The organism is Cellulomonas humilata (assembly GCF_030814415.1).
Taxonomy (GTDB): Bacteria; Actinomycetota; Actinomycetes; order Actinomycetales; family Cellulomonadaceae; genus Cellulomonas; species Cellulomonas humilata_A.
On record NZ_JAUSVB010000001.1, the window covers coordinates 1,155,604 to 1,182,249 of the forward strand.

At 72.3% G+C, this 26,646-nt stretch carries 34 protein-coding genes; 14 read left to right on the forward strand and 20 right to left on the reverse strand.

Translation table 11 applies throughout. The features are described 5' to 3' along the window. Positions 1-40: 40 nt before the first annotated feature. Together J2X26_RS05390 and J2X26_RS05395 are read right to left on the reverse strand one after the other, a co-directional pair. The gene (locus J2X26_RS05390) at positions 41-310 is read right to left on the reverse strand and encodes a DUF1905 domain-containing protein (RefSeq protein ID WP_307490423.1); all 270 of its coding nucleotides are present in this window, start codon (positions 308-310) and stop codon (positions 41-43) included. Then, complete coding sequence (locus tag J2X26_RS05395; RefSeq protein ID WP_307490424.1) at positions 307-1,125, reverse strand: alpha/beta fold hydrolase; 819 nt, start codon at positions 1,123-1,125, stop codon at positions 307-309. The genes J2X26_RS05390 and J2X26_RS05395 overlap by 4 nt, the downstream gene beginning before the upstream one ends. 62 nt (positions 1,126-1,187) lie before the next feature. Here J2X26_RS05395 and J2X26_RS05400 point away from each other — a divergent pair, with 62 nt between their 5' ends. Next, positions 1,188-2,126 carry a sigma-70 family RNA polymerase sigma factor gene (locus tag J2X26_RS05400; protein WP_307490426.1) on the forward strand — a complete coding sequence of 313 codons (939 nt, stop codon included), beginning with the start codon at positions 1,188-1,190 and terminating at the stop codon, positions 2,124-2,126. A gap of 89 nt (positions 2,127-2,215) precedes the next feature. Next, complete coding sequence (locus J2X26_RS05405) at positions 2,216-2,605, forward strand: hypothetical protein (protein ID WP_307490428.1); 390 nt, start codon at positions 2,216-2,218, stop codon at positions 2,603-2,605. Between the two features lie 30 nt (positions 2,606-2,635). Here J2X26_RS05405 and J2X26_RS05410 read toward each other — a convergent pair whose 3' ends face one another. The 4 genes from J2X26_RS05410 to J2X26_RS05425 form a co-directional block, all read right to left on the reverse strand. Next, a complete protein-coding gene (locus tag J2X26_RS05410) occupies positions 2,636-3,862 on the reverse strand; it encodes a low temperature requirement protein A (RefSeq protein WP_307490430.1) in 1,227 nt (408 codons plus the stop codon). A gap of 74 nt (positions 3,863-3,936) precedes the next feature. After that, positions 3,937-5,013 carry a lytic polysaccharide monooxygenase gene (locus J2X26_RS05415; protein WP_307490432.1) on the reverse strand — a complete coding sequence of 359 codons (1,077 nt, stop codon included), beginning with the start codon at positions 5,011-5,013 and terminating at the stop codon, positions 3,937-3,939. A 137-nt stretch (positions 5,014-5,150) separates the two neighbouring features. Further along, on the reverse strand, positions 5,151-5,993 hold the full coding sequence (locus J2X26_RS05420; RefSeq protein ID WP_307490434.1) for an alpha/beta fold hydrolase: 843 nt from the start codon (positions 5,991-5,993) through the stop codon (positions 5,151-5,153). Beyond that, on the reverse strand, positions 5,990-6,466 hold the full coding sequence (locus tag J2X26_RS05425) for a MarR family winged helix-turn-helix transcriptional regulator (protein ID WP_307490436.1): 477 nt from the start codon (positions 6,464-6,466) through the stop codon (positions 5,990-5,992). The genes J2X26_RS05420 and J2X26_RS05425 overlap by 4 nt, the downstream gene beginning before the upstream one ends. 78 nt (positions 6,467-6,544) lie before the next feature. Between J2X26_RS05425 and J2X26_RS05430 the strand changes: the two genes are divergently transcribed. Both J2X26_RS05430 and J2X26_RS05435 read left to right on the forward strand, forming a co-directional pair. Next, on the forward strand, positions 6,545-7,696 hold the full coding sequence (locus J2X26_RS05430) for an FAD-dependent monooxygenase (protein WP_307490437.1): 1,152 nt from the start codon (positions 6,545-6,547) through the stop codon (positions 7,694-7,696). A gap of 26 nt (positions 7,697-7,722) precedes the next feature. Beyond that, positions 7,723-8,904, forward strand: coding sequence for a winged helix DNA-binding domain-containing protein (locus J2X26_RS05435; RefSeq protein WP_307490439.1), 1,182 nt, complete (start codon positions 7,723-7,725; stop codon positions 8,902-8,904). Here the strand turns inward: J2X26_RS05435 and J2X26_RS05440 are convergent. Continuing rightward, positions 8,876-9,592 (reverse strand): alpha/beta fold hydrolase, encoded by a 717-nt coding sequence (locus tag J2X26_RS05440; protein ID WP_307490441.1) that lies wholly within the window; start codon positions 9,590-9,592, stop codon positions 8,876-8,878. The genes J2X26_RS05435 and J2X26_RS05440 overlap by 29 nt on opposite strands. A gap of 176 nt (positions 9,593-9,768) precedes the next feature. Between J2X26_RS05440 and J2X26_RS05445 the strand changes: the two genes are divergently transcribed. Together J2X26_RS05445 and J2X26_RS05450 are read left to right on the forward strand one after the other, a co-directional pair. Further along, positions 9,769-10,725, forward strand: a complete 957-nt coding sequence (locus J2X26_RS05445) for a helix-turn-helix domain-containing protein (protein ID WP_307490443.1) — start codon at positions 9,769-9,771, stop codon at positions 10,723-10,725. A gap of 62 nt (positions 10,726-10,787) precedes the next feature. Next, a complete protein-coding gene (locus J2X26_RS05450) occupies positions 10,788-11,888 on the forward strand; it encodes an AI-2E family transporter (RefSeq protein ID WP_307490444.1) in 1,101 nt (366 codons plus the stop codon). Here J2X26_RS05450 and J2X26_RS05455 read toward each other — a convergent pair. Genes J2X26_RS05455 through J2X26_RS05480 form a run of 6 tightly spaced genes read right to left on the reverse strand, consistent with a single transcriptional unit; the run spans position 11,885 to position 16,063 of the window. After that, positions 11,885-12,520, reverse strand: coding sequence for a LysE family translocator (locus J2X26_RS05455; RefSeq protein WP_307490446.1), 636 nt, complete (start codon positions 12,518-12,520; stop codon positions 11,885-11,887). The genes J2X26_RS05450 and J2X26_RS05455 overlap by 4 nt on opposite strands. Beyond that, positions 12,517-13,728 carry an MFS transporter gene (locus tag J2X26_RS05460; protein WP_307490448.1) on the reverse strand — a complete coding sequence of 404 codons (1,212 nt, stop codon included), beginning with the start codon at positions 13,726-13,728 and terminating at the stop codon, positions 12,517-12,519. The genes J2X26_RS05455 and J2X26_RS05460 overlap by 4 nt, the downstream gene beginning before the upstream one ends. A 31-nt stretch (positions 13,729-13,759) precedes the next feature. Next, on the reverse strand, positions 13,760-14,824 hold the full coding sequence (locus tag J2X26_RS05465; RefSeq protein ID WP_307490450.1) for a GNAT family N-acetyltransferase: 1,065 nt from the start codon (positions 14,822-14,824) through the stop codon (positions 13,760-13,762). 38 nt (positions 14,825-14,862) lie between these two features. After that, positions 14,863-15,279, reverse strand: coding sequence for a DUF6069 family protein (locus tag J2X26_RS05470; protein ID WP_307490452.1), 417 nt, complete (start codon positions 15,277-15,279; stop codon positions 14,863-14,865). Then, the gene (locus J2X26_RS05475) at positions 15,276-15,731 is read right to left on the reverse strand and encodes an SRPBCC family protein (protein ID WP_307490454.1); all 456 of its coding nucleotides are present in this window, start codon (positions 15,729-15,731) and stop codon (positions 15,276-15,278) included. The genes J2X26_RS05470 and J2X26_RS05475 overlap by 4 nt, the downstream gene beginning before the upstream one ends. Further along, complete coding sequence (locus J2X26_RS05480; RefSeq protein WP_307490456.1) at positions 15,728-16,063, reverse strand: ArsR/SmtB family transcription factor; 336 nt, start codon at positions 16,061-16,063, stop codon at positions 15,728-15,730. The genes J2X26_RS05475 and J2X26_RS05480 overlap by 4 nt, the downstream gene beginning before the upstream one ends. Before the next feature lie 58 nt (positions 16,064-16,121). On the opposite strand from J2X26_RS05480, the gene J2X26_RS05485 reads away from it, so the two are divergent. Next, on the forward strand, positions 16,122-16,484 hold the full coding sequence (locus J2X26_RS05485; RefSeq protein ID WP_307490457.1) for a hypothetical protein: 363 nt from the start codon (positions 16,122-16,124) through the stop codon (positions 16,482-16,484). On the opposite strand, the gene J2X26_RS05490 is transcribed toward J2X26_RS05485, so the two are convergent. The 3 genes from J2X26_RS05490 to J2X26_RS05500 form a co-directional block, all read right to left on the reverse strand. Next, positions 16,474-16,623 carry a hypothetical protein gene (locus J2X26_RS05490; protein WP_307490458.1) on the reverse strand — a complete coding sequence of 50 codons (150 nt, stop codon included), beginning with the start codon at positions 16,621-16,623 and terminating at the stop codon, positions 16,474-16,476. The two genes, J2X26_RS05485 and J2X26_RS05490, sit on opposite strands and share 11 nt — an antisense overlap. Before the next feature lie 151 nt (positions 16,624-16,774). Beyond that, positions 16,775-17,386: a LysE family translocator gene (locus J2X26_RS05495; protein WP_307490460.1), complete on the reverse strand. Its 612-nt coding sequence runs from the start codon at positions 17,384-17,386 to the stop codon at positions 16,775-16,777. Positions 17,387-17,408: 22 nt separating this feature from the next. After that, positions 17,409-17,951, reverse strand: coding sequence for an NUDIX hydrolase (locus J2X26_RS05500; RefSeq protein WP_307490462.1), 543 nt, complete (start codon positions 17,949-17,951; stop codon positions 17,409-17,411). 22 nt (positions 17,952-17,973) lie between these two features. Here J2X26_RS05500 and J2X26_RS05505 point away from each other — a divergent pair, with 22 nt between their 5' ends. Continuing rightward, the gene (locus J2X26_RS05505) at positions 17,974-18,498 is read left to right on the forward strand and encodes a GNAT family N-acetyltransferase (protein WP_307490464.1); all 525 of its coding nucleotides are present in this window, start codon (positions 17,974-17,976) and stop codon (positions 18,496-18,498) included. A gap of 37 nt (positions 18,499-18,535) precedes the next feature. Beyond that, positions 18,536-19,522, forward strand: coding sequence for a diacylglycerol/lipid kinase family protein (locus tag J2X26_RS05510; protein WP_307490465.1), 987 nt, complete (start codon positions 18,536-18,538; stop codon positions 19,520-19,522). On the opposite strand, the gene J2X26_RS05515 is transcribed toward J2X26_RS05510, so the two are convergent. The 3 genes from J2X26_RS05515 to J2X26_RS05525 are packed head-to-tail and all read right to left on the reverse strand — an operon-like array spanning position 19,519 to position 22,660. After that, entirely contained in the window at positions 19,519-20,301 is a 783-nt protein-coding gene (locus J2X26_RS05515; protein WP_307490467.1) for an arylamine N-acetyltransferase family protein, read from the reverse strand. The genes J2X26_RS05510 and J2X26_RS05515 overlap by 4 nt on opposite strands. Beyond that, the gene (locus J2X26_RS05520) at positions 20,298-21,203 is read right to left on the reverse strand and encodes a universal stress protein (RefSeq protein WP_307490469.1); all 906 of its coding nucleotides are present in this window, start codon (positions 21,201-21,203) and stop codon (positions 20,298-20,300) included. The genes J2X26_RS05515 and J2X26_RS05520 overlap by 4 nt, the downstream gene beginning before the upstream one ends. Next, positions 21,200-22,660, reverse strand: coding sequence for an APC family permease (locus J2X26_RS05525; protein WP_307490471.1), 1,461 nt, complete (start codon positions 22,658-22,660; stop codon positions 21,200-21,202). Before J2X26_RS05525 ends, J2X26_RS05520 begins: the two co-directional genes overlap by 4 nt. Positions 22,661-22,845: 185 nt before the next feature. Between J2X26_RS05525 and J2X26_RS05530 the strand changes: the two genes are divergently transcribed. The 4 genes from J2X26_RS05530 to J2X26_RS05545 all read left to right on the forward strand — a co-directional run bounded on the left by J2X26_RS05530 (position 22,846) and on the right by J2X26_RS05545 (position 25,241). Further along, entirely contained in the window at positions 22,846-23,265 is a 420-nt protein-coding gene (locus J2X26_RS05530) for a DUF5684 domain-containing protein (protein ID WP_307490472.1), read from the forward strand. A gap of 70 nt (positions 23,266-23,335) precedes the next feature. Next, entirely contained in the window at positions 23,336-23,725 is a 390-nt protein-coding gene (locus J2X26_RS05535) for a PPOX class F420-dependent oxidoreductase (protein WP_307490474.1), read from the forward strand. Positions 23,726-23,743: 18 nt separating this feature from the next. Next, complete coding sequence (locus J2X26_RS05540; protein ID WP_307490476.1) at positions 23,744-24,517, forward strand: putative protein N(5)-glutamine methyltransferase; 774 nt, start codon at positions 23,744-23,746, stop codon at positions 24,515-24,517. Then, positions 24,510-25,241, forward strand: coding sequence for a DNA alkylation repair protein (locus tag J2X26_RS05545; RefSeq protein WP_307490478.1), 732 nt, complete (start codon positions 24,510-24,512; stop codon positions 25,239-25,241). The genes J2X26_RS05540 and J2X26_RS05545 overlap by 8 nt, the downstream gene beginning before the upstream one ends. Here the strand turns inward: J2X26_RS05545 and J2X26_RS05550 are convergent. Next, positions 25,228-25,629 carry a VOC family protein gene (locus J2X26_RS05550; protein ID WP_307490479.1) on the reverse strand — a complete coding sequence of 134 codons (402 nt, stop codon included), beginning with the start codon at positions 25,627-25,629 and terminating at the stop codon, positions 25,228-25,230. The genes J2X26_RS05545 and J2X26_RS05550 overlap by 14 nt on opposite strands. Positions 25,630-25,708: 79 nt before the next feature. Between J2X26_RS05550 and J2X26_RS05555 the strand changes: the two genes are divergently transcribed. After that, positions 25,709-26,641 carry a helix-turn-helix transcriptional regulator gene (locus J2X26_RS05555; RefSeq protein WP_307490481.1) on the forward strand — a complete coding sequence of 311 codons (933 nt, stop codon included), beginning with the start codon at positions 25,709-25,711 and terminating at the stop codon, positions 26,639-26,641. Positions 26,642-26,646: the final 5 nt, after the last annotated feature.

Consider the following 26,646-nt stretch of genomic DNA (forward strand, 5'->3'; position numbering starts at 1 on the left):
CCCGACCTGAGCGACCGCGCTCAGGTCGGGTTCGGCGTTGTCAGGTCGTCCGGTCGAGGAGGCGGACCTCCACCAGCTCGCCCGCGGCGCTCTTGCCGATCGTCGTGCACAGGGCCTTGCGCAGCGGGAGCCAGTGCGGGCCGGTGCCCGACGGCATGAGGGTCGCGGCGAACTCGTGGCCGTCGAGCGTGCCGGTGACCTTGACCGCCTTGCGGGTGCCCAGCAGCTCCGCGGAGCCGTCGAGCTCGAGGTAGGTGGCGAAGGCCCCGTCCTTCTTGATGGGCGCGGTGAAGGTGGCGTCGAGTGTCATGCGCCCAGGATCTCGCGCAGCCGCACCGCGAACGCGTCCGGCTGCTCGGCGAACCCGATGTGGTCGCCGGGGAACAGGGTCGGCTCGATGCCGAGCAGGTCCGCGAGCGCCCGCGACGTCCGGTCGCACAGCTCGCCTGTCGACTCCTCGCCGATGCCGACGACGAGCCTCGTCGGTGCGGCCTTCAACGCCTCGATGTCGGGCCGGAACCGCACGGTGTGCCGGAGCATGTGCGCGAACTGGAAGTGCTCGTCGAGCGCGTCCTGCCCCTCGCGCGGCGAGCCGAAGAACATCTCGAACACCTCGTCGGGCATCTGCAGGTTGCCGATCTCCATGAACTGCTTCCAGGCCGAGCGGGTGTCGCCGGTCAGGTAGGTGGCGATCATCTGCTCGGTCTTGTCGTACAGGTCGGCGTGGTCGGGGAGCAGCTCGTCGAGGGGCGGCTCGTGCGGGATGGCGGTGTGCACGAGCTCGGGTGCGCTCTCCACCAGGGCCAGGACGGTGACGGCACCGCCCGACGAGCCCAGGACGGTCGCGCGTCCCGCGTCGACGTGCCGGAGCAGGGCGGCCAGGTCGGCGGCGCGCTCGACCGGCGTCGAGTCGCGGTCCGGGTGGTCGACCGAGCTGCGGTTGATGCCGCGCGGATCCGTGGTCAGCACGGTGTGGTCGGTGGCGAGCAGGTCGGCCAGCGGGGCGAACGCGGTGGCGTCCATCGGGGCGCCGACGAGCGCGATCAGCGGGCCGGAGCCGCGGAGCTCGTAGTGGATCCGGGCACCGGGGACGTCGAGCGTGGTGGCGGTGGTGAGGGTGGTCATCGGTCCTCCTGGGGTGATGGTGTCAGGAGTAGGACTTGCGCGGCGGGGGAGAATCATCGGTCATGACGGACCTGTCCGAGGTCGATGCCTTCACCGAGCAGCTCGCGCCCCTGCGCGGCGAGCTGCACGCGCACTGCTACCGGATGCTCGGCTCGGTGCACGACGCCGACGACGCCGTGCAGGACGCGCTCCTGCGGGCGTGGCGCGCGATCGACGACTTCGAGGGCAGGAGCTCGTTGCGGTCGTGGCTGTACCGCATCGCCACCAACTCCTGCCTCGACCTGATCGCCCGGCGTAGCCGTCGCGCGCTGCCCGTGGACCTCGGACCGTCGAGCGAGCACGCCGTGGTCGGGGATGCCCCGCTGACCGACGTCGCCTGGCTCAGCCCGTACCCGGACACCCGCTACGAGCAGCGTGAGTCCGTCGAGCTCGCGTTCGTCGCCGCGCTGCAGCACCTGCCCGGCAACCAGCGTGCTGCGCTCCTGCTGTTCGAGGTGCTGGGCTTCTCCGCCGCCGAGATCGCCACCTGGATGGACACGTCGACCGCCTCGGTGAACAGCGCCCTGCAGCGCGCACGGGCGACGGTCGCAGAGAAGGTGCCGGCCCGCGACGCCCACCCGGTCGCCGACGCGCGCGTGCGCGAGGTCGTCGCCGGGTACTCGTCCGCGCTCGAGCGCGGCGACGTGGACCTGCTGCTCTCCCTGCTGACCGAGGACGTCACCTGGTCGATGCCGCCGCTGCCGCACTGGTACCGCGGCCGCGCCGCCGTCACCGAGTTCGCGACGACGATCGCGTTCACGTGCGGCGCGTGGCAGCACGTCCCGACGAGCGCGAACGGCCAGCCCGCGGTGGCGTCGTACCTGCGCGCGCCCGGCGACGACGTGCACCACGCCTGGTCGATCGACGTGCTGACGCTTCGCGGCGACCGGGTCTCCGAGCTGACGGCCTTCATCGGATCGGAGCACTTCGAGGCGTTCGGCCTGCCGCTCACGCGTCCCTGACCCGTCCGGGTGACCGCGGGCCTGATCGGGAGAGCTCCGGCTCGCACCCGCCTACTGTCGAGCGCGACGGAGGGGGGCACGGGGTGTTCATGGCCGTCGTCGGGGCGCTGGTCGTCATCGGGACCTGGCTCGGCGCGCGACTGCTGCGGTCGCGCGCCCAGGAGCGGCGGCGCCGGCACGCTCAGCCGTCGATGTCGCTCGTCGAGGAGCTGCGCTGGCTCGTGGTCCTCCTGCTCCCGTGGGGGCTGCTGCTGGCGACCGGCAGGTTCGCGATCGTCCGCAGCTGCCACGAGGACCTCCACAACGCCGAGCTCACCCAGAACGTCAGCGCCGACGAGTACTGCAGCTCCGTGCTCCAGGCGTACTTCCCGCGCACCGTCGTCGCGGTCTCGTTGGTCGTCGCGGGTGCCGCGATCGTCTGGACGAGCACCGTGCTCCTGCTCCGCGCGGTCGAACGGCGCCACGCACGGGTCAGTTGACCTCCCGTCGTGCAGAGGAGTGCACCCCGTCTACGTGTTCGTGCGGGTCTGACGGGGCCGGCTCACCCGTCCGCGCGACTCCCGGCGCGGTCGTCCATCCGCCGGCTTCTCCAGCACCAGCCAGACGACGACGGCGACGAGGATCCACACGAGCAGACCGACGTGCAGGTCGGGCCAGACGAACAGCACCGCGATCGGCACCAGGACGCTCGGCACGCCACGGCCGAAGAACCAGCGGCGTCCCTTGCCCACCAGCAGGGCGGTCACCACGCCGAGCGCGCAGTAGGCGGCCACCGCACCGCACAGGAGCGCCCGGTACTCCATCGGGAGCTCCTCGTGCGTGTGCTCGACGGCGACCCCGAGCGCGGCGGCCAGGGCGGCGAGCGAGCCGGTCAGCAGGGAGTGCAGGAGCATCACGAAGCGCGGCGCGACCACGTGCGGCGTCAGCTGGGGGATGCCCGCGGTCCCGTGCAGCAGGCCCGCGGCCCAGACCGACGCGAGAAGCGCGAAGGCACCGAGGGCGACGACGACGGTCGCGCGGTCCCACTGCGCGGAGTCGGCGGCGGCGTCGATGATCTGGATGAGTCCCTCGCCCAGCACGATGATGACGAAGAGCCCGAGCCGCTCCCAGAGGTGCTCCTCCTCGGTGTGCCTCCCCTCGATGCTCATGAGGCCGGCCGCCGGCCCGCCGCGTCGGCGCGAGCTCTTCACACGCTCGAGCCGCTCCTCGGCCTCCTGCAGGGCGCGCTCGCCGGACGTCAGGAGCAGGACGACCAGGTCGATGACGATCCCGACACCCCACAGCCAGTACCGCTGCGGCGCGTCGACCCACAGCGAGATCAGCCAGGGCAGCGCCCCGAGCCCGTACTGCGCCAACGGCCAGTCGAGCAGCACCCTGCCGCGCTGCACGACCGCTCCCGCGTACCAGCGCAGCGCGACGTAGGCGACGACGAACGCGGCGGCGCGCGAGCCGTGGATCCCGGGCACCGAGGCCGCCATCACCGCGAGCCCGAGCATCGCGGTGATGAGTACGTGGGTCTTGGCGTCGTCGCCCGCGATGTTCCCGTAGACCGCGAACCCGGCCCACGAGATCCAGAACGCCAGGTACAGGACGGCGTACAGACCGAGCGTGGTGGGTTCGGTGTCCTCGTGCAGCAGGTGCGCCAGCTGGCCGATGCCGGCGACGACCACCAGGTCGAAGAACAGCTCCTTCCACGTGGCGTGCCGCTCGACCGTCGGGACGGGCTCTGCTGCCATGCGGCCAGTAGACCGCAGGAGAACGCCCGCCCGCCTCCGGACCGGAGGCGGGCGGGCGTCAGTGCGTCGCGGCGTCAGTGCGAGCCGCAGGTCGCGGTCAGGCCGCTGCCGGTCCCGTTGGCGATGAAGCCGGCGGTCGCGGTGCCACCTGCGGGGACGGAGCCGTTCCAGGCGGCGCTGGTGATGGTGTTGGCCCCGGACAGGGAACCGTTCCACGCCTGCGTGAGCGTCGCTCCGCCGACTGTGGCATGCCAGCCGGTCAGTGCGGTGGACCCGGCCTTGACCGTGACCTCACCGACGAACGCGCCGTTCCAGCTGTTGACCACCTTCACCGTCGCCGTGCAGGAACCGGTGCCACCGGTCGGCGTGGGGGTCGGGGTGGGGGTGACCGTCGGGGTGGGCGTCGGGGTCGGCGTCACCGTCGGGGTCGGCGTCGGAGTGGCGGTCACCGTCGGCGTCGGCGTCGGGGTGGGGGTCGGCGTCGTGTTGCCGCCACCGATGTTGATGTCGCTGCACAGGTAGTACGGCTGGTCCGTGTGGCTGGCCTGCCAGATCGTGTACAGGACCGCCCGACCGCTGCGGCCGGACAGGTTCACGTCCGTCTGGTAGAGGCCCGTCGTGGGGTAGCGGCCGGTCACCTTGACCAGGTCGAGGTCGTCCCAGCCGATCGCCTCGGTGGTCGGGTCGAAGCCGGCCTTCGTGACGTAGATGCGCAGGTAGTCGGCACCGTGCTTCGCCGAGTCGGTCAGCGTGAGGGTGAAGGACGTCGGGACGCCCTTGGCCACCCAGGGGCCGACCGCGTCCAGCGAGTTGTACCGGCCGCCCTCCGTGCGTCCGCCGGAGCAGAGCTGGCCGCTCGGGATGAGCTCCTCATGCCGTCCACCGATGCCCTCGTGGTACAGCCCGTTCCAGTTCCACATGGCGTTCGGGTCGGCCTTCCAGGCCTGCCAGCACATGGGGTCCTTCTGCTCCATGGTCGGGTCGAGGTGGTTGCTGCCCCACCGTTCCCAGCACCCGTAGTTGCGGGTCGGGGGGTCGGTGACCGACCCGTGCGCGGAGGCAGGTTGTGAGGTGACGATCGCGGCCACCAGCGCCATGGCGACGGCGAGGAGCGCCGTGACCAACGCGCGAGGTCGTGCTCGGACTGACATGTGGGTCCCCTTCTCGAAGACGTCGACGTTGACCCCCCGGGAGCGCCCACTGTCAGGCGACGGGGTCGCTGACGGGTGACGGGGGCGTCAGTCCACCCTCACGACCAGCCCGCACGATGACCAGGTACCGAAGCGATTCACGTGCCCGCGACGTCGACTTTCGAGAGGAGCCAGTCCAGGGCGTCGGTCGCCGCGGCCAGCACCGAGACGTGGCCGTCGCCGGGGCGCAGCCAGAGCTCCGCCGACGGGATGCGGTGCGTGAGCCAGAGCCCGTGGCTGCTGGGCACCACGCGGTCGGCCTCGCCGTGCAGGAGGAGCACGGGTGCGGTGATGGTCGCGGGGTCGAACCCCCAGGGGGCGACGTAGGCGAGGTCGTCGTCGACCATCCCGCCGATGCCGCCCTCCAGCGCCTCGCCCGCGATCCGGCCGAGCCAGCCCCAGTCACCCTCGAGCGCCACGTGGTCGGTCGCGGTGAACATCTCCGGGTCGTACTCGCTGGCGGTCAGCACCCGCTCGAGCGCCGCGCGGCCCTCGACGGCTGCGCGCAGCTCGGCGGTGCCGGCGGGGTTGATGCCCGCGAACCAGTCGAGGCCGTCCGCGGGGTACGGCGCGAGGCTCGACCCGCTGACGGTCGCGACGACCCGGTCGTCCAGGAGCGCGGCGCAGGCCAGCGCGTGAGGTCCGCCGCCGGAGTGGCCGAGGACCGCGAACCGGTCGAGCCCGAGGGCGTCGGCGATGGCCTCGACGTCACCGGCCGCGGAGGCGACGTCGCGACCGGGGTGGGGTGTCGAGCCGCCGTAGCCGGGGCGGTCGTAGGACACCCAGCGGATGCCGCCCTCGGCGCTCGCGGGCAGCAGAGGCTCCGGCGGGGTGCCGACGTTGGGCGTGCCGTGGTGCCACACGACGGTCAGGACGGGGTCGTCGACGGGGACGTCGTACGCGCGCAGCGTCCGGCCGTCGGGTGCCGTGACCTCGATCATCGGCTCTCCTTCAACTGCTCGATCTCCTCGCGGTTGATCTGGCTGGCGCGCGCGAAGAGCTCGTTCGCCAGCTCGATCTGCTCGTCGGTGAGGGTGTCCAGGTAGGCGGCCCAGCGGGCGCCGACGCGGCCGTAGATCGGGCCGACCTGCTCCAGGACCTTGTTCACGTCGGCCGTCACGATGACGCGCCGCCGGTCGGCCTGGTCGCGCTGGCGGCTGACGTAGCCGGCCTTCTCCAGGCGGTCGATCACCGCGGTGATGGCGCCGCCGGCGCTCAGGCCGGTGCGTTCGGCCAGCTCACCGGGGGTGGCGGGTCCCTGGCTCATCAGCAGGCTGACCGCCTGCAGGTCCGTGCTGTTGAGGCCGCCGGTGCGTGCGACCGCGTCTTGGAACAGCACGGCGTTGGCCATGAAGTCGCGCATGACGTCGGCCATGAGCGCGATGGACTGCTCGCGCGTTGACACGGATCCCATCGGCGACCTACTCTCTCGAAATACGAGAGACTCTAGAAACGAGAGTCTCGTACTTCCACGGTAGCAAAGGGGGGCGTCATGCCCAGAGCACTCATCATCGGCGGCGGGGTCGCCGGTCCCGCGGCCGCGCAGCTCCTCACGCGGGACGGCTGGGACGCCCACGTCTACGAGGCGCACGCGGAGCCCGACCCGTACGCCGGCCTGTTCCTCAACGTCGCGACGAACGGCCTCGCCGTCCTGGAGACGCTCGGTCTGCGCAAGCGGCTGCTCACCGACGGCCACCGCGCCGGGCGCATGGTGATGTGGAGCCGGACCGGCAAGGAGCTCGGCACGGTGCCCAACGGCCCGGCGCGCGAGCCCGAGCGCGGCAGCGTCATCGTGCGCCGCAGCTGGCTGCACCAGGTGCTGCGCGAGGGGTCCGACGCGGCGGGGGTCCCGACGACGTACGGCGCGCGGCTGGTGTCGATCGACCAGGACGAACACGGCGTGCGCGCCACGTTCGCGGACGGGGCGGTCGCGGAGGGTGACCTCCTCGTCGGCGCCGACGGCATCGGCTCCCCGACGCGGCGCCACATCGACCCGGACGCCCCCGAGCCCACCTACAGCGGTCTCGTCGGGGTCGGCGGGTTCGCGCGGGTGCCCGGCCTGGAGCCGACGCCCGAGACCCAGCACTTCGTCTTCGGCGCCCGCTCGTTCTTCGGCTACCTCGTGCGCGCCGACGGCACCACCTACTGGTTCGCCAACGTCACGGCACCCGACCGGGACGCGACCGTGACGCTGGACGACCTGCGGGCGCTGCACTCCGACGACCCGTACCCGGTCCCGCAGATCCTCGCGGCGACCTCCGACGAGCTCCGTCCGTACCCCATCGACGACCTCGTCGGGGTGCGGCAGTGGAGCCGCGGGCGGGCCGTCGCCGTCGGGGACGCCGTGCACGCCACCAGCCCGAGCGCCGGGCAGGGGGCGTCGCTCGCACTGGAGGACGCGGCCGTCCTGGCTCGGGCGCTGCGCGAGCAGTCCTCGTTCTCCGACGCGTTCGCGTCCTACCAGTCCGCGCGCCAGCCGCGCACCGACGCCGTCGTGAAGTACGCCCGTGCGATCAACGCGCAGAAGCGGGTCACCAAGAGCCGTGTCGGCGTAGCCATCCGCGACGCGATGATGCCGATGTTCCTGCGCCGGGCCGCCGACGACACCCGCAACGACTGGCTCTACAACCACACGGTCGGCTGAGAACGGTCTGCTGAGAAGATCACAGCGTGATCCACCTCGACGACGACGAACGCCGCGCGCGCCTGGCTCGTCGGCACGCCGTGACCGAGCCGTTCCGGGTCTCCGGGGTCGAGGCCGCGGCCGACGCGATGGTCTGCCTGCACGCCACCGACCCCGCCGGGCTCTACCTGTCCGCGTGGGCGCGCGTCGACGGCTTCACGGTGCCGGACCTCGATCGCGCGTTCTTCGACGACCGCACCCTCGTCAAGCACCTGGCCATGCGCCGGACGCTCTTCGCGGTCACGCGCGACCTGCTGCCCATCGTGCAGGCCGCGTCGAGCAACCGGGTCGCCGGTGTCGAGCGGCGTCGGCTGGAGAAGGAGGTGCGGGAGGCAGGCCTCGTCGAGGACGCCGAGCGCTGGTTCGACGAGGTCACGGCGGCCGCCGTCGACGGCCTGGCCGACGGACCGCTCACCGCGGCCCAGCTCCGCGAGCGCGAGCCCGTGCTGGAGGGCTCGATCGCGTACGGCCACGGGAAGTCGTGGGCGGGGTCGTTCCCCGTGGTGTCGCGCGTGATGACGTGCCTGCAGGCTGCCGGGACGATCGTGCGCGCCGGGAACCTCGGCTCGTGGACCTCGTCGCGACCCACCTGGGCGTTGGCCACCGACTGGCTGGGGGAGCCGATCCCGCCGATGCCGGAGGACGTCGCACGGGCGCAGCTGGTCGAGCGGTGGCTGCGCCGGTTCGGCCCGGGGACCACCCTGGACCTGAAGTGGTGGCTCGGCTCGACCCTGACCGCGGTCCGGCAGGCCCTGCGGGACGTCGGCGCGGTCGAGGTGTCGCTGGACGGCGGCGGGTCGGGCTGGGTGCTGCCCGACGACACCGACCCCGTCGGCCCCGTCGAACCCTGGGTCGCCCTCCTGCCCGCCCTCGACCCGACCACGATGGCCTGGTTCGAGCGCGACTGGTACCTCGGACCGCACCGCGCTCAGGTGTTCGACACCGCCGGCAACGGGGGCGCGACCATCTGGGTCGACGGGCGGATCGTCGGCGGCTGGTCCACGAAGGACGGCGCCGCCGACCTGGTGCTGCTCGAGGACGTGGGCGCCGACGTGCGCGCGGCGCTGGACACCGAGGCCGACCGGCTCACCGCGTGGCTGCACGGCACGCAGGTCATGCCCCGGTTCCCTGCGCCGCTGGTCAGCCCACCGCGGCGATCGCCTGCGTGATCAGGTCAGCAACCTCGTCGGGGTGGCTGATCATCGCGACGTGCGAGCTGTCGATCTCGACGGTCGTCGACCCGGCACGTGCGGCCATGGCGCGCTCGGCGGCCGGCGGGATCACCCGGTCCTGCGACGCGACCAGGTACCAGGACGGCAGCGTCCTCCACGCGGGTGGGCCGGACGGCTCCCCGAGGGTGGCCAGCGCGGCGGGCCGCTGCGAGACCGCCATGATCGCGCCCGTCTCCGGGGGCAGGTCCTGGCAGAAGGTCTGCGGGAAGATCGCCGGGTCCAGATAGGCGTCGGCGTTCCCCTCGCCGGCGTCCGGGAACGGGCGCACGACGATCACCTGCGTGAGGTCCGGCGGGGGACCCTCGCTGCCGAGGGCGGTCGCGGGGCCGGCCGCCTCGCCCTCCTCGAGCGCGAAGGCCGCGATGTAGACGAGCGCCTTGACGTTGTCGGCACCCACGGCCGCGTTCGTGATGACCGCGCCGCCGTAGGAGTGCCCGACGAGGATGACCGGACCCTCGATCGTCGAGACGAAGGACCGGACGTACGCGGCGTCGCCGGACACGCTGCGCAGCGGGTTGGCGGGTGCGTAGGCGGTGTGCCCGGCGGCGGTCAGGCGGCTGATCACACCGCCCCAGCCGGAGGCGTCGGCAAAGGCTCCGTGGATCAGGACGACGGTGGGGCTCATGGTCGGTTCCCTTCGAACGATGACGGTCGACGCCAGTTTCCGCCTGGGCGGGCGACGGGCGGGTGGCCGTGACGTGCACGGTTCTGGTCCGTCCGTGCACGATCCGGTCTGTCGGACGCGGGGTCTCGGCGCATACGGTGGGAACGTTCGCCGTGTCCGACATGTGAGGTTTATCCATGAGCCTTGTCCTGCGCTCGGACGACCTGCCGCCCGACGACCGCATCGAGATCATCCGCGACGCCATCTGGGCCGGGGTCCTCCCGGTCGAGATCGACTACGACCGGCCAGCCGCCGACATCGAGGTGCTCTGCCGGGTCTTCGAGGCAGGACCCGTCAACTTCTCGTCGGCCCGTTCGACCCCCACGATGCTGCGCCGCACCCCGGGTCTGGCCCGGCAGGACCACGAGCCGACGGTGTTCCTCGCCGTGCAGGTGTCGGGCACCACGATGGTCGCGCAGGGCGACAACCAGGCGGTCCTGCGCGCCGGCGACATGGCGGTCTACGACAGCACGCGCCCGTACACCGTGCTCAACACGAACCGCACCGAGCTGCACTACTTCCAGGTGCCCCGCGGCGCGCTCGCCCTGCCGGACGGGACCATGGACGCGATCGCCGGGCTGCGCATCGGACCGGACAACAACGCGCTCGCGGCCGTCGTCGCGCCGTACTTCGACACGCTCGGCAGCACCGACGTCCTCGACCACCCGACGGCCGGTGCGCTCGTCGCCGGACCCAGCATCGACCTGCTCCGGGCGCTCATCACCACGCACCTGGCCGACGAGCCGGCCGCCGCAGCGCCGTTGCAGGGCTCGCTGGTGCTCCGCGTCCGGGAGCACGTGCGCAAGCACCTGTCGGACCGGGACCTGTCCGCGACCACCATCGCCGCGGCGCACCACGTGTCCGTCCGGCACCTGTACGCGGAGCTCGAGCGCGCCGGCGTCGGGCTCCAGGACACCATCCGGACCTTGCGGCTGCAGGAGTGCCGACGGGCGCTGCGCGACCCTGCCTTCGCGCACCTGACCGTGTCCGGCGTCGGCGCCCGCTGGGGGTTCGTCGATGCCTCGCACTTCGGCCGCGTGTTCCGTCGCGAGTACGGCATGACCCCGCGCGAGTGGCGTGCCGCCCCGGTCTGACGCGCCGCGCTATCTTGCGTGCACCCGACCCGCGGACATCGTCGAAGGAGCACGCGCGCCCCATGGCATCGCCCCAAGGCCTCGCGCCCTCCACCCGGACGCTGCTGTTCCTCTCGGCGGCCGTGATCGTGCTCGCCGGCGTCCACGCCACGCGGGAGGTGCTCGCCCCGCTGTTCCTCGCCGCGGTGCTCGTCATCATCGTGCACCCCATCAGGCACCCGCTGGAGGCCCGAGGCTGGCACCGGGCCGCCGCGACGACCGTGGTCATCGCCGTCGTCTACCTGATCCTGCTGGTCCTCATCGCCATGCTGGTGTTCGCCGGGGTCCAGTTCGCCGGGCTGGTGCAGGAGTACCTGCAGGACCTGCAGGACGCGGTCGGCGGCGCCACCTCGTGGCTCGCATCCCTCGGGCTCGACCAGGACGCCGTGAGCTCCGCGACGGACGCGCTCCAGCCGTCGCAGCTCCTCGGGGTCGCGACGAGCATCAGCGGGGCGGTCGTCGGTGTCGCCAGCACGCTGTTCGTCGTCGTCACCTACGTCATCTTCATGTCGGTGGACGCCGCCCGGTACGACGGGGCGCACGTGGAGTTCGGCGCCACGCAGGGCGGCGTCCTGCGCCGGGCCACCACGTTCAACATCGGCGTCCGTCGCTACTTCGTGGTCAGCGCGTCGTTCGGCGCCGTGGTCGCCGTCATCGACGGGCTCGCGCTCTGGGCACTCGGCGTTCCCGCCCCCGCGGTGTGGGCGATCCTCGCCTTCGTCACCAACTTCATCCCGAACATCGGGTTCGTCATCGGCGTCATCCCGCCCACGATCATGGCGCTCGTCGTCGGGGGCTGGCCTCTGGCGCTCGCGGTGATCGCCGTCTACAGCGCCGTGAACGTGGTGCTGCAGGTGCTGGTGCAGCCGAAGTTCGTCGCCGACGCCGTGAACATCACGCTCACGCTCAGCTTCGTGTCCGTCATCTTCTGGACCTTCGTCATCGGACCGCTCGGCGCGATCCTCGCGGTGCCGCTGACGCTGCTGACCCGCGCGGTGCTGCTGCAGGGCGGCCCGGAGACCGCCTGGTACTCGTGGCTGTCGGGCGAGGACCTGCCGAAGCCGGCCCCCTCGCCGGATCCCGATCCCGAGCCTGCCGCCGTCGAGAGGCCGTCGGCGTCCTAGCGGCTGTCGAGCGCCAGCTTGGCGCCGAAGGCGACCAGGACCGTGCCGGTGATCCGGTCGGTGATCTTCGCGACGGAGTCGCGGGCGAGCCAGCGGGCCGCGAAGCCGGTGGCCAGGATGATCACGGTGAACCAGGCCATGCCCAGGACGTTGTGCACGGCCGCGAGCAGGACGCCCATGAGCAGGGGCGAGGTGTCCGCGGGGACGAACTGCGGGATCGTCGCCAGGTAGAACACACCGATCTTCGGGTTGAGCAGGTTGGTCCAGAGCCCGGTCGCGAACCCGTGCCAGGCGGAGGCGCGGGGCGGGTCGACGGACCCGGCCGGTGCAGCCTCGCGCGGCCGCATGCTCGCCCGCAGCAGGTGGATGCCGAGCCACACCATGTACGCGGCGCCGGCCAGCGTCAGGATCCGGTAGGCCAGCTCGGACGCGGCGAGCAGGGCGGAGGCGCCGATCGCCGCCGCGATGCCCCAGACGAAGCAGCCGGCATTGATGCCCGCCGCGGCGGCGAAGGCGTACCCGCGCCCTCGGCTGATCGCCGACCGCAGGACGAGCGCGGTGTCGATGCCCGGGATGATCGTCAGCAGCCCGGCGACGACGGCGAACCCGAGGACGGCCTGCTGGACGGTCATGCGTCATTCCCCTCGGCCGGGTCAGCGAGGGTCGGGAACGACCGTCGTGCCACGACGATGACCACCAGGCTCACCGCCAGGAGCCCGGCGCCGACGTACGGCAGGGCGCCGAGGCCGGGGCCGACGAGCACGAGTCCGCCGAGCGCCGCGCCGCCGCCGATCCCGATGTTCGCGGTCGAGTTGACCAGCGCGCCGATGATGTCGGGCGAGGCGCCGCGGGTGCGGATGGCGGCGGTCTGGAACACGGACGCCATCGCGCCGAACGCCCCGGACCACACGGCGGCGGCGACGAGGACGCCGACCCGCGACGGGAAGGCGACGCCGAGCGCCAGCAGGCCGAGGGCCATGACGGCGTGCACGACGAGGGTGCCGCGACGCGGGTTGCGGTCGAGCGAGAGGGCGGCGTACGCGGTGCCGACGAGGCCGACGGCGCCGAGGCCGAGGAGGACGGGACCGACGGCGGTCTCGGCGAGGCCGGTCGCGAGCAGGATGACCGACACGTACGTGTAGACCGTGTACTGCGCCAGGTAGGTGAGCGTGTTGGCGCTCGACACGATGCCGAGCCGTCGGCGACGGTCGGTGCGGGTGTGGTCGGCGTGGGGCGCGTCGTCGCCGGAGACCGGTGGGAGCAGGGTGGCGACGAGGATCGTGGCCAGCGCGCACCCGGCGGCGAGCACCAGGAACCCGTTGCGCCAGCCGACGGCGATGCCCAGCGCAGTGGACAGCGGCACGCCGAGCACGAGCCCGGCGGACGCCCCGGCGGTGACCAGGGCGAGCGCGCGGCCGGTGACCTGCGGGAGCACCAGCCGGGACGCGTAGCCGATGCTCAGGGAGAAGAAGAGCGCGTGCGCGATGCCACCGACGGCGCGCCCGGCGGCGACGAGGCCGAACGACGGCGCGATCCCGACAAGCGCATTGCTGACCGTGTAGGCGACCAGGGTCACCAGGAGCAGTCCCTTGCGGGGCAGCCGCCGGGTGCCCAGGGTCAGGGGGATCGCGAGCGCCGCCACCATGAACGCGTACACGGTGACCAGCAGCCCGGCGACGGACTCGGTGACCTCCAGGTCGGTGCTGATCTGCGGCAGCAGCCCGACGGGGACCAGCTCGGTGGTGATTGCGACGAACGTCGCCAGCGTGAGGGCGACCAGCCCACCGGCGGCCTCGCGGACCGTCCCCGGGCGCCAGGTGGTCTGCTCGGTGCGGGTCACGTGCGCATGCTCGCACGCACCTCGGACAGCCTCACAGAGGCCGCTGCCACTCCGCGTCGACGCTGGCCTGCCGGAAGCCGAGCGCCACGTTGATGGCCAGCATGTGCGCGTTCTCCTGCGCGTTCCACGTGTGGATGCGCTCGGCGTCCGGGCGAACAGTCGCGAGCTCGTCGAGGACCGCGATCTTCGCGAGCATCCCGAGCCCGTGGCCACGGTGCTCACGCAGCACCAGGGTGTCGCCCTGGTACACGACGGCCGGCCTGTCCAGCGGGTACCTGACCTCCGAGAAGCCGGCCAACGTGCCGGTGGGCACGTGCTCGACGACGGCCACCAGGAACCCGTGCCCGCGGCGGTGGATGTCGGCGCCGTCGGCGAGGACACGCTCGGCGTCCCAGGGGTCCTCGGTGAGCTCGAGCCCGGCGGACGGGGCGTCGGTGCTCATCCGCGTCCTGAGGACGGCGAGGCCGTCGAGCCACTGCGTGGCGAACTCGTCCTTCATCAGGTGGACGCGGTAGTCGCTGCCGGGATCGGACCGGAGGTGGTCGACGGTGACCGGCAGGTCGAGCACCGAGTGCCGGACCACCTGCTCGAGCGTGAACCCGCGGGAGAGCGCGAACCGGGTGGCGTCGTCGTGCGCGGGGATCCGGCCGCTGCCGGTGGGGGACTCGAGGGCGTCCGGTCCGGGGGGTGGCTCGGTCCGGTAGGAGGAGTCGGAGATGACGGTGCGGCGTCCGGCCGCCCGGGCGAGGTCGATGCCGGCGTCCCAGAGCGCCGACCCGATGCCGCGTCGTCGCCAGTCGGGGTGCACGCCGACGTAGACGACAGCCAGGTGCGCGTTGCCCACCAGCGGCAGGCCGACCATGGCCCGGCCGACCACGGACCCGGGGACGCGTGGCGACCCGGCAGGGACGGCGACGAGCCGGTGCACCGTGCGGTGGGGCTCGGTGAGCGTCGCGCGCGTGGTGGGGACGTCGAGCGAGAAGTCGGTCGAGCCGTGGATCGCGACGTCGACGGCGTCGCCGACGAGGACCGTCCCCTCCACGGTCCAGGCGTCGGGGTGGTCCGGGTCCGCGGGGACGTGCACGAGGTCGACCATCGGGTCAGCCTCGCGCGCCGTCCCCGCGGCGGGCAACGTCAATCCCTCAGCGCGCGCAGCGCGAGCACCACGACGGGGACCAGGGCCAGGTGGCAGCAGGCGAGCGTGATCGTGCTGGCGGTGTCGAGGTCGGCCGGGATCGTCATGAGGAAGATCGTCGCGACGGCGAGCACCGGGGCGATGACCAGTGCGGTGGGCAGCACCCAGCTCATGCGTCGGCGCAGGAGTGCCACGAGCGTCAGCCCGACGAGCAGCGGCACCGCTGTGAACCCGGCCACGGTGATCGCGGAGACGGTCGCCGGGCCGGTGCTCGCGGTGAAGTCGAACGTGGCGCCGGCGGCCCGCCCGACCGCGTAGGTCGCGAGATTGACGACGACCGCGAGGATCACGGCGCCGCCGACCACGACCCACGCCGGCCGGGTGCGGACGGCCGTCTCGGTGGCGGTGGCTGTCACGCCCGGACCAGGTACGCCGCGATGCGGTCGAACGCGCCGTTCCAGGCGTGCTCGGCGAAGAAGTCGCGCATCTCGACCGACGGGAACCCGGTCTGCACGACGGACATGAGCGTGGCGTCGCCCTGCGCCTCGAACGTGACCTCGACGTGCGTGGTCATCGTCATGCCGTCGGGGCTGCTGCCGGAGGACTCGGTGACGAGGCGGTGCGGGCGGTCGATGACCAGGAACGTCTGCGTCTCCCGGAAGAGCTGGTCGCGGTTCGGCCCCCAGACGGCGGTCTGCTGGCCGCCGACGCGCAGATCGACCTCGATCTCGACGACGCCGGGCTCCTCGTCGAGGATCGAGAACCAGATCTTCTGCTTCTCGGCGTCGGTGTAGGCGTCGAACACCTGCTCCGGGGTGGCGGGCAGGACGCGCTGGGTGCGCAGCTCGAGGGTGGTGTCGGTGGTCATTGGTCCGTGCCTTTCTGCAGGGTGAAGTAGGCCTCGAGACCGTCGAGCCGACGCTCCCAGAGCCGCTGGTAGAAGGAGATCCAGGCCATGGCGTCGTCCAGCCGTTCTTCGCCGAGGCGGCACTGCCGGGACCGTCCGACCTTCTCGGTGCGGACGAGGCCGGCGTCCTCGAGGACCCGTACGTGCTTGGTCATGCCGGTGAGGGTCATCCCGTGCGGCTCGGCGAGCTCCCCGATGCTGGCGGGGCCCTCTCCGAGCCGGGTGAGGATGTCGCGCCGGGTCGAGTCGGCCAGGGCCGAGTAGATCCGGTCGAGGGTGTCATGCTGAACCATGTGGTTCACCATACGACACTGAACCGATTGGTGCAATGACGGAACGTAGGATCAGGGGGTGCGAGCGATCAGAGGCAAGGTCGGCGTCGTCGCGGCCCTCGTGCTCGCGGTGGCGCTGGCGCTGTCGGCGCTCGCGGGGCTCGGCACGCGGCCGACCGGGATCCCCGACGAGGGACCGTGGGCGATCGCGCTCTCCTACCCCGAGGGCGACTGGAGCAGCTGCCTCGACGACCCGGCGATGGCCGAGGCGCTGATGTCGTCGGACCTCCCGGTGTCCCGGGTCGTGGCGCCGTCGGCTCCGGGCGCGACCGAGGCGGACGTCCGCCGCGTCGTCGACTGCCTGTCCGCCTCGATGACGGGCGGGACGATCGAGGTGGGCCAGACCGGCGGGGTCGTCGAGGACGGCACGGTCAGCGGCTAGAGAGCAGCCACACGATCTCGCCCGCCTCGTCGACCGTCCCGCGGCCCACGATGATCGCGCAGTACCCGAGGGCCTCGTCGTCGTCGCGACGCCGCAGCACCAGGGCGCCGATCCCGAGCGTGTCCACGACCATCGCCATGGCGGCGATCCGCTCGCGCGCGTCGTCGACCGTGAAGGTCCCGATCCCGCGCGTGGTCAGCAGCTCCGCGAACCAGGGAGCGTCGGACTCGACCTCGGGCGTGAGGACCGCCGCTCGGTCTCCAGACGCAGCGGCATCGGCGCCTAGCCGGTCACCGGTCGGTCAGGGCGAGCTTGGCGCCGAGGGCGACGAACGCTCCCGCGAACGTCCGCCGCATCCACAGGACCACGCGCGGGCGGGAGACCACCTGAGACCGCACGGCGGCCGCGAACGCGCCGTAGACGGCGAACACGACGAACGTCATCGACATGAACACCCCGCTGAGGGCCGTCATGTGCAGGAGCGCGCCGGGCTCGTCGGGGTGCACGAACTGTGGCAGGAACGCGAAGAAGAAGATCGTCAGCTTGGGGTTGAGCACGTTGAGCAGCACGGCGGACCAGATGACGCGTCCGGCCGAGAGCGGTTCGGTCTGCCCGCTGACGACGATCTCCGACCGGTCCCGCCACATCCGCACCGCCATGTACAGCAGGTACGCGACGCCCAGGAGCTTCAGCGTCTGGAACGCGACCGCGCTGGCGTTGAGCACCGCGGCGAGCCCGGTCATCGCGGCGACGACGTGCGGCACGATGCCGAGCGTGCAGCCGAAGGCCGCGACCAGGCTGGCGCGCGTGCCGCGCGAGAGGCCGGCGCTCAGCGTGTAGATCACGCCGGTGCCGGGCGTCGCGACGATGACCAGGGTGGTCAGCAGGAAGGCCACGGACATGGCCAGCAGTCTGCCCCGCCGACTACCCGGTGGCCAGGACCTCGTCGAGCACCGTCCGCAGCCGCACGGCGAAGTCGTCGGGCGCCCCGGCGGGTAGGTCGTCGACGTCGAACCACGCCACCTGCTCGCTCTCGTCGCTGACGACGGGCACCGCGTCGGGCGACGCGTACGCCACGAACCCGACGTCCCAGTGCACGCGGCAGCGGCCGAAGGCGGACGACAGCTCGTGGCGGTGCACGTCGACGGGGAGCCGTCCTCCGGCGGCCAGCGAGGCGATCCCGCCCTCCTCCCGCGCCTCGCGGTACGCGGCATCGGCCAGCGAGACGTCGCCGGGCTCCAGGTGCCCGCCCAGCTGCACCCAGAACTGACCCTTGCGGTGGAAGCAGAGCAGCACGCGTGACAGGTCCGGGGTGAGGACGAAGCAGCTGGCCGTCAGGTGCGCAGGGGCGAGCGAGCGGTCGACCGCAGCCGCTCCGGAGGCGGCGACGAACGCGCGGTACTCCTCCAGCAGAGCAGCCTGCGCGGGGTCGTGCGGCGTCCACTCGTCGAGCACGTCGGAGATCACCGCGGAAGCGTACGGTGCCGTGATGACGCTCGAACGCCGGACCGAACGCCTGGTGATGCGCGCATGGCGGGAGGCGGACCTCGAGCCGTTCGCGGAGATGAACGCCGACCCCGAGGTGATGGAGTTCTTCCCGGGCATCCTGACCCGGGCAGCCAGCGACGCGCTCGCCGCCCGTGCGCAGGCGCGGCTCCGGGAGGACGGCTGGGGGCTGTGGGCGCTCGAGGTGGACGGCCGGTTCGCCGGGTTCACCGGTCTGGCGCGGCCGTCGTGGGACCGGTCGATGGTCGAGGTGGGCTGGCGGCTGCCGCGCTGGGCCTGGGGTCACGGGTACGCGACGGAGGCAGCGCGCGAGGCCCTGGCCGTCGGCTTCGACGATGTGGGTCTGGCGGAGATCGTCTCGTTCACCGCGGTGCCCAACGAGCGCTCCCAGGCGGTGATGCGTCGGATCGGCATGACCCGGGACCTCGCCGGCGACTTCGACTACCCGACGATCCCCGAGGGGCACCCGATGCGGCGCTCGGTCCTGTACCGGATCACACGCCCCTGAGTGGCCGGTCCCCGGCCCCCGGGACATACTCGCCACCGTGACGATCCCCCAGGACGCGACCACCCAGCCGGCTGCCGAGCAGCGTGACGGCCGCGGTCCTCTGCGGACCGCGGTGATCGTCAACCCGAACCGCGTGGAGGGCCTCGACGAGCTCCGCGCCGGCATCACGGACCAGCTGGCCGAGGCGGGCTGGCCCGAGCCGGCGTGGCTGGAGACGACGGCCGAGGACCCGGGCACCGGGCAGGCGGAGCAGGCGGTCGAGGACGGCGCTGCAGTCGTGTTCGTGGCGGGCGGCGACGGGACCGTGCGCGCGTGCATCGACGGGCTGGCGGGCACCCAGACGGCGCTCGCGATCCTGCCGGGCGGCACCGGCAACCTGCTGGCGACCAACCTGGGCGTCCCCACCGACACGATCGAGGGCGTGCAGCTGGCCCTGGACCGCGGGCGGCGCGTGGTGGACCTGGGCGAGGTCGAGGGCAAGACGTTCGCCGTCATGGCGGGCATGGGGCTCGATGCGGCGATGGTCGACGACGCCCCCACCAAGCTCAAGGCGGTGCTGGGCCCGGTCGCCTACGTGTTCTCGGCGCTCAAGCACCTCAACGACGCGGAGATGAAGGTCGAGGTGCAGGTCGACGACTACCCGGTCCTGCGCCGCCGCGCCCGGACGGTGATCGTCGGCAACGTCGGACGCCTCCAGGGCGGGGTCAACCTGCTGCCCGACGCGGAGCCCGACAACGGCCAGATGGACGTCGCGGTCCTCGCCCCGCGCAACCTCGGGCACTGGATCCAGACGGCCTTCGGCGTGCTGCGGCCCGGGCGCCACAAGGTGCCGAACATGGAGGTGCTGCGGGGGTCGCGGATCACGGTGACCAGCGACCGGCCGCAGCCGCGCCAGCTGGACGGCGACGTCATCGACGAGTCGACGACCCTCGACATCACGGTCCGCCCGGACGCCCTCTGGGTCTGCGTCTACCAGCCGGACACGTCCGAGGACCTGACCGAGGGCTCCACCGAGGAGGACTAACGGTCGACGAGCCCAGCCACCTGGTCGGCGCTCAGAGGCAGGCCGAGGTCGCGGAGCACGTCGCCCAGCTCGGCGTCGCCGACCGCGCGGTCCTCGACCTTGCCGGTGGGCGTCTCGACGGTGAGCCGACGCCCGATCAGGCTGCGCACCCGCGCCTCCTCCTTGCGGATCACCACGAGGTTCAGCACGAACCGGGACGTCGGTCGGTGCGACGTCGCGAAGTTGGCGACCTCGACGTCGGCCAGGTAGGTGGTCTCGGGCGGGATCGTGTAGTGGGTCTGCCAGGCACCGTCGTGGAGCTCGTGCAGCTGCCAGGAGCCGTCGTCGAGGCGGACGGTCCGGAACGTCCAGGCGCCCTGGTGCGAGACGGACCCGTCGACGAGCGGGACGGGTTCGAGGAGCCCCGAGCCGAACCCGGTGTCGGCGAGCCAGCGACCGTCCACCACCACGACGAGGTGCGAGCGCGGCCGGGCGACCACCGCGGGGTCGCCGATGCGGGCCAGTCGCCGCTCGACGGTGTGGCCGAGCCGTTCGAGCGCGGCGGCGAGCAGGATGCCGTGCTCGTAGCAGTAGCCCCCGCGGCGGGCGTCGACGAGCTTGGCCTGGACGTCGGGCAGGTCGACGCTGACCCCGACCCCGAGCTGCACGTCGAGGTTCTCGAACGGGATCGCGGCGAGGTGGGCCCGGTGGATCGCGGCGAGCGGGTCACCCGGGCCGGCGCCGATCCTGGCCAGGTAGGCGTCGAGGTCGAGGCGGTCGACGCCCCACGGGTCCGTCACAGCTCGTCGCGCGGCACGACGAGGACCGGCACGGGGGAGTGCCGGATGATCTTGGTCGCGCTGGTGCCGAGGAACACGCGCTGGAGCGTACCGGCGCTGGAGGAACCGAGGATGAGCAGCTCGTCGGGCATCCAGTCGACGGAGCTCAGCGCCTCGGTCCAGCTGGTCCCGGACGCGACGACGAACTCGGTGTCCTCGTCCAGCCCGGGGCGGAGCGCCGCCTGCGCCTCAGCCATCTGCTCGCGCCACTGGGCGGTGACCTCGGACTCGATGTCGGTGCCGACCTCGGGCGGGTACATCGTCGCGGAGCGGACCCCGAAGGACGCGACCCGCAGCTGCACGTCGATCTCGCGGGTGAGCCGCGCAGCCCAGCGCACGGTCGACACGGCGACGCCGGACCCGCCGAACGAGCAGGTCAGCCGCCGGGCGGTCGCGTCGGTGGTGCTCGCCGCACGGTACGCGCGCGGTGCGATGGCCAGCGGGACGGGTGAGGAGTGCAGCAGGTAGTCGGCGGTGGAGCCGACGACGACGCGGCCCTCGGGTCCGTCCGGCGACGAGCCGAGCACCAGTGCGGTGGCGTCCCGCTGCTCCGCGAGGGCTGCCAGCGCGCGGGGCGTCGACCGGTCCGTCAGCCGGACGAACTCGACGGTCAGGTCGTCGGCGTGACCGGCGAGGAGCTCGCGCACGGCGGCCTGGGCCTCGTCGGCGCGGGCCTTGATCCACTCCTGCATCTCGCCGTCGACCCGGGCCATCGACGGCACCGTCCACCCGTGCGGGATGACCGTGGCGACGACCAGGACGAACGCGCCGGTGTCCTCGGGGAGCGTGCGGGCGAGGGTGACGCCCAGGTCGACCGCGCCGTGGAGGCCGCCGAACGGGTTGGCCCCGACGACGATCGTCATCGCAGGTCCCCGTCGCGGACCAGGTCGGCCTCGATCGCGCGTTGCAGCAGGGAGTGCTTGCGTCCCCACAGGAAGTAGAACGCGAGCACCACGCTGAGCCAGAGCAGGAACCACGCGTAGGTGTACCAGTGCAGGCCGGACAGGATGTAGAGGCAGGCCAGCACGGCGAGCACCGGGGTGACGGGGTAGCCGGGGACCTTGAACCCGCGGGGGAGGTCGGGCCGGGTACGGCGCAGGATGACGACGCCGACCGAGACGACGATGAACGCGATCAGCGTGCCGATGGACACCAGGTCCCACAGGTAGTCGAGCGGGATGAAGGCGGCGAGCAGGCCGACGACGATCGCGACGATGACGGTGTTGTTGACGGGCGTGCGGGTGCGCGGGTTGACGCGCGCGAACGCCCGCGGGAGGAGCCCGTCGCGGCCGATGGCGAACAGGATGCGGGTCTGCCCGTACATCGTCACCAGCGTCACGGAGAAGATCGAGATGACCGCGCCGGCGGACAGGATCGTGCCCGGCCAGGATGCCCCGACCACGTCCTGCAGGATCTTGGCCAGACCGGCCTCGCCCTGCGCGGCGTCGCCGAACTCCTCCCACGGCTGCGTGCCCAGGGCGGAGACGGCGACCAGGACGTAGATCGTGGTGACGATCGCCAGGGCGCCGAGGATGGCGCGCGGCATCGTCTTCTGCGGGTTGCGCACCTCGTCGCCGGCGGTCGAGATGGCGTCGAGGCCGATGAACGTGAAGAAGATCGTCCCGGCGGCGGCTGTGATGCCGGCGATGCCCTTGGGGGCGAAGTCCGCGAAGTTGTCCGCGTGGAAGCCGGTGAACGCCACGGCCACGAACATCAGCAGGACCGCGAGCTTGATGACGACCATGGTCGCGTTGACCTTGGCGGACTCGGACGCACCGCGGATGAGCAGGAGCGCGCACATCGCGACAAGGATCAGTGCCGGCAGGTTGATGAAGCCCGGGTCGGTGTCCCAGGGGGCAGCGGACAGCGCGTTCGGGATCTGCCAGCCGAACAGGTTGTGCAGCAGCTGGTTGAGGTAGCCGCTCCACCCGACCGACACCGCCGCCGTCGAGACGCCGTACTCCAGCAGCAGGCACGCCGCGACACCCATCGCGACCACCTCGCCGAGCGTCGCGTAGGCGTACGAGTACGTCGACCCGGAGACGGGCACCGTGGAGGCCATCTCGGCGTAGGACAGCGCGGACAGGCCTGCCGCGAGACCGGCCAGCACGAACGAGATGATCACCGCCGGGCCGGCGTCGGGCACCGCCTCGTGCATGACGAAGAAGACCCCGGTCCCGACGGTCGAGCCGACGCCGAACATCATCAGCGTGAACGTGCCGAGGGACCGTTCGAGGCCCTCGCTCGACTTCGCCGTCATGGCGGTGATCGGCTTCTTGCGCCACAGCTGTGCCCTCAGGGACGCCTGCGGGACCGTCATGGGCGGGCCTCTCTGGAGGGCGTGTGTCGTCAGCCACCGTAAGAGGCGCGCGAGGGAGCGGCAATCTGGACCACTCGCCGCAATCGCGACGTCCGGTCGGTCGCACAGGCGGCGCACAGGAATCACCCGTGAGACGGGACGCCAAAACCGTCACGGTGGACGATGTTTGTCGCTACTGTCCGCGCATGATCACAACTCTCGCCACCGAGGTGGCCAACACGACCGCTGCTGCTGGCGGCGGCGCCGGCGCCGTCGTCGGTGGCCTCATCGGCTACCTGCTCGTCGCGTTCGCCCTGGTGGGCGTCTTCAAGAAGGCCGACGAGCCCGTCTGGCAGGCCTTCGTCCCGATCTGGAACACCATCGTCCTCATCAAGATCTCGGGTCGGCCGATCTGGTGGATCATCCTGCTCCTGATCCCGATCGTGAACATCGTGATCATCGTCCTCGTCTACCACAGCCTGTCGACGTCGTTCGGTCACGGCGCCGGCTTCACCGTCGGCCTGATCTTCCTCAGCATCATCTTCCTGTACATCCTCGGCTACGACTCGAAGCCCTACCAGGGCGCCACCGGCGGCGAGCCGCTCGGCGGCTACGCCACCGCCTGACCCAGCACTTCCCGAGACGGCCGTACCCCCACGGGGTGCGGCCGTCTCGTGCGTGGGTGACCATCGCCCGATGACGACGATCGAGACCTTGGCCGACGAGGGGTTCATCTCCCTCACGACGTTCCGCAAGTCCGGCGTCGGTGTCCCGACGACCGTGTGGGTGGGCCGTGACGGCGACGCCCTGCTGGTGACGACGCCGCGGGGCAGCGGCAAGGTCAAGCGGCTCCGACGGGATCCCCGGGTCGAGCTCTCGCCGAGCAGCCGGCTGGGGAACGTCGACGACGACGCGGTGGTCGTGGCGGGTGTCGGGGAGGTCCTCGACGACGACGCCGCCCGGGAGCGGTGCAACGAGATCATGCAGGAGAAGTACGGCCTGGAGTTCCGCGTGATGATGGGGATCGAGAAGCTGGGCCGCAAGGGCGACGACAACCGGGTCATCCTGCGGATCACGCCGGGCTGACGGCGTAGCGTGCCCGTCGTGACGCTGACCCACCCGGAGATCACCGCGACGCTGCGTGCGGCCGGCTGCGTGTTCGCGGAGGACGAGGCGTCGCTGCTCCTCGACGCGGCCGCGGGCGACGACCTGGCGAGGCTGGTCGGGCGGCGGGTCGCCGGGGAGCCGCTCGAGGTGATCGTCGGGTGGGCGGAGTTCTGCGGCCTGCGGATCGAGATCGACCCGGGGGTGTTCGTGCCGCGGCGGCGGACCGAGGTGCTGGTGCGGGAGGCCGCTCGGCTGGCCGACGGGCCCGCGGTGGTGCTGGACCTGTGCTGCGGCTCCGGGGCGCTCGGCGTCGCACTCGCGCACGTGCTGGAGGTCGAGCTCTACGCCGCGGACGTCGAGCCGGCCGCGGTCCGCTGCGCGCGCCGTAACGTCGCGGCCGTAGGTGGTCAGGTGTTCGAGGGGGATCTCGACGAGCCGCTGCCCGCGTCGCTCCGGGGTCGGGTCGACCTGCTCGTCGCCAACGTGCCGTACGTGCCGACCGACGACATCGGCCTCATGCCACCCGAGGCCCGCGAGCACGAGCCGCGCGTGACGCTGGACGGCGGTGCCGACGGGCTCGACGTGCTGCGCCGGGTCGCGGCCGTGGCGCCGCGGTGGCTGGCGCCCGGTGGGCACCTGCTGGTGGAGACGAGCGAGGCGCAGGCGGCCGCGGCGGTCGACGCGTTCACCGCGGCGGGGCTCGCGGCGCGGGTCGTCGTGGACGAGGACGCGGGAGCCACGGTCGTCGTCGGGACGCGGTCCCATGAGTGAGCCCGTCGACCGGCTCGTCGCCCTCGCCGACCCGGAGCGGGCCGAGGGGATGGCGGCGTTCTTCAAGACGGGGCCCGGGCAGTACGGCGAGGGCGACGTCTTCCTCGGGCTGACGGTGCCGCAGGTGACGGCGGCTGCGAAGCAGCACCTCCTGTCGTCCGTCGGGGAGCTGGAGGAGCTGCTCGACGACGAGCGGCACGAGGTGCGGCTGCTCGCGCTGAAGATCATGGCGCTCCAGTGCGCGGCCGCGCGGACCTCGCCGGAGCGTCGTCGCGAGCTGCTCGACCTCTACCTGCGGCGGACCGACCGCGTGAACAACTGGGACCTGGTGGACCTGAGCGCGCCGGACGTCCTCGGGCGTGCGGTGCTCGCCGGCCTGCCGAACGAGGTGCTCTACCGCCTGGCCGGCTCGGGCGTGCTGTGGGAGCGGCGGATCGCGATCGTCGCGACCTACCGGCTAATCCGTGCCGGGTCCCTGGACGACACGTTCGCCCTGGCCGCGCTGCTGGAGGGCGACCCGCACGACCTCATGCACAAGGCGGTCGGCTGGATGCTGCGCGAGGCCGGCAAGCAGGACGAGGCCCGGCTTCTCGCGTACCTCGACGAGCACGCGGTGACGATGCCGCGGACGGCGCTGCGGTACTCGCTGGAGCGGCTGGCACCTGACGTCCGGGCCCACTACATGGGTCTCAAGAAGAGGACAGGATCCGTCACGCGGTCGTGATCTCCAGCCAGTGCGGGTTGGTCATGATGCCCAGGAGGTTGCCGAACGGGTCCACCACCGAGGCGGTGGTGAAGCCCTCGCCGCGCTCGCGGATGCCGTCGTGCTCCGTGGCACCCAGGGCGAGCAGGCGCTCGAACGTGCCGGCGAGGTCGTCGACGTGCCAGGACACGACGGCGCCGCTGGCACCGCCACCGGCCGGGACGTAGCGACGGTCGATGATCCCGAGCTCGTCGAGGTGGTCGCCGATCCGGAACTCGATGTACCCGTCGCGCACGAAGTACGGCTCGAAGCCGAACAGCTCGGTGTACCAGGTGCGGGCGGCGTCGAGGTCGTCGGCGAAGAAGGAGACGTTGGCCAGGCCACGGAAGGTGCTCGTCGTTGTTGTCATGACTCCACTCTCCACGGTTAAGTGATCACCTTCTGAGCACTTTGTCTGCGACTCTTCAGGTATGCGTGCGGACCGATTGGTGGCCACCCTCCTGCTCATGCAGGCGCGCGGGCGGGTGACCGCCGCCGAGGTGGCCGACGAGCTCGAGGTGTCCGTGGCGACTGCCCGCCGGGACCTCGAGGCGCTGTCCACGGCGGGCATCCCGGTCTATCCGCAGCCTGGGCGGGGCGGCGGCTGGTCGCTCGTCGGCGGCGCCCGCACCGACCTCACCGGCCTGACGTCCTCCGAGGCGCAGGCGCTGTTCCTGCTGGTGGGGTCGTCGTCCGACCGGTCCGCCGACGCGACCTCCGCCCTGCGCAAGCTGGTCCGCGCGCTGCCGGCGACGTTCCGCGCGGAGGCCGAGGCGGCCGGTCGCGCGGTGGTGGTGGACCCGGTCGGGTGGGGGTCCGCCGCCCGGTCCCGGCAGCCGTGGGTCGAGGAGCTGCAGGGCGCGGTCGTCCGTCGGCGGCAGGTGACTCTCGTGTACTCCGGGCGACACGGCGAGACCGAGCGGACGGTCGACCCGTGGGCGCTCGTCGACAAGGGCGACCACTGGTACCTCGTCGCGGGCACGCCTGCGGGACGCCGCACGTTCCGCCTCGACCGGATCGTCGGCCTGTCGGTGCTCGACACCCCGGCGCCCCGGCCCGACGACCTCGACGTCGCCGGCATCTGGGAGTCGGTGGTCGACGAGGTCGAGCAGCGCCGCGGGCGCGTGACGGCGACGGTCCTGACCACGCCGTTCCTCGTGCGCGTGGTCCGGGACCAGTTCGGGCGGCACGTCACCGTCCTCGGTCCGGAGGTCGACGGCCGCGTGCGCCTGGAGGTCGCGTCGCACTCCGCGCGCTCGGTGGCCGAGAAGCTCGCCGGGTTCGGGGCGGCGGTCGAGGTGCTGGAGCCCGCGGCGGTCCAGGACGAGCTCGGGGTGCTGGGCGCGGAGCTCGTGGCCCGGTATGTCGGTGGTGGTCGCTAGCGTGC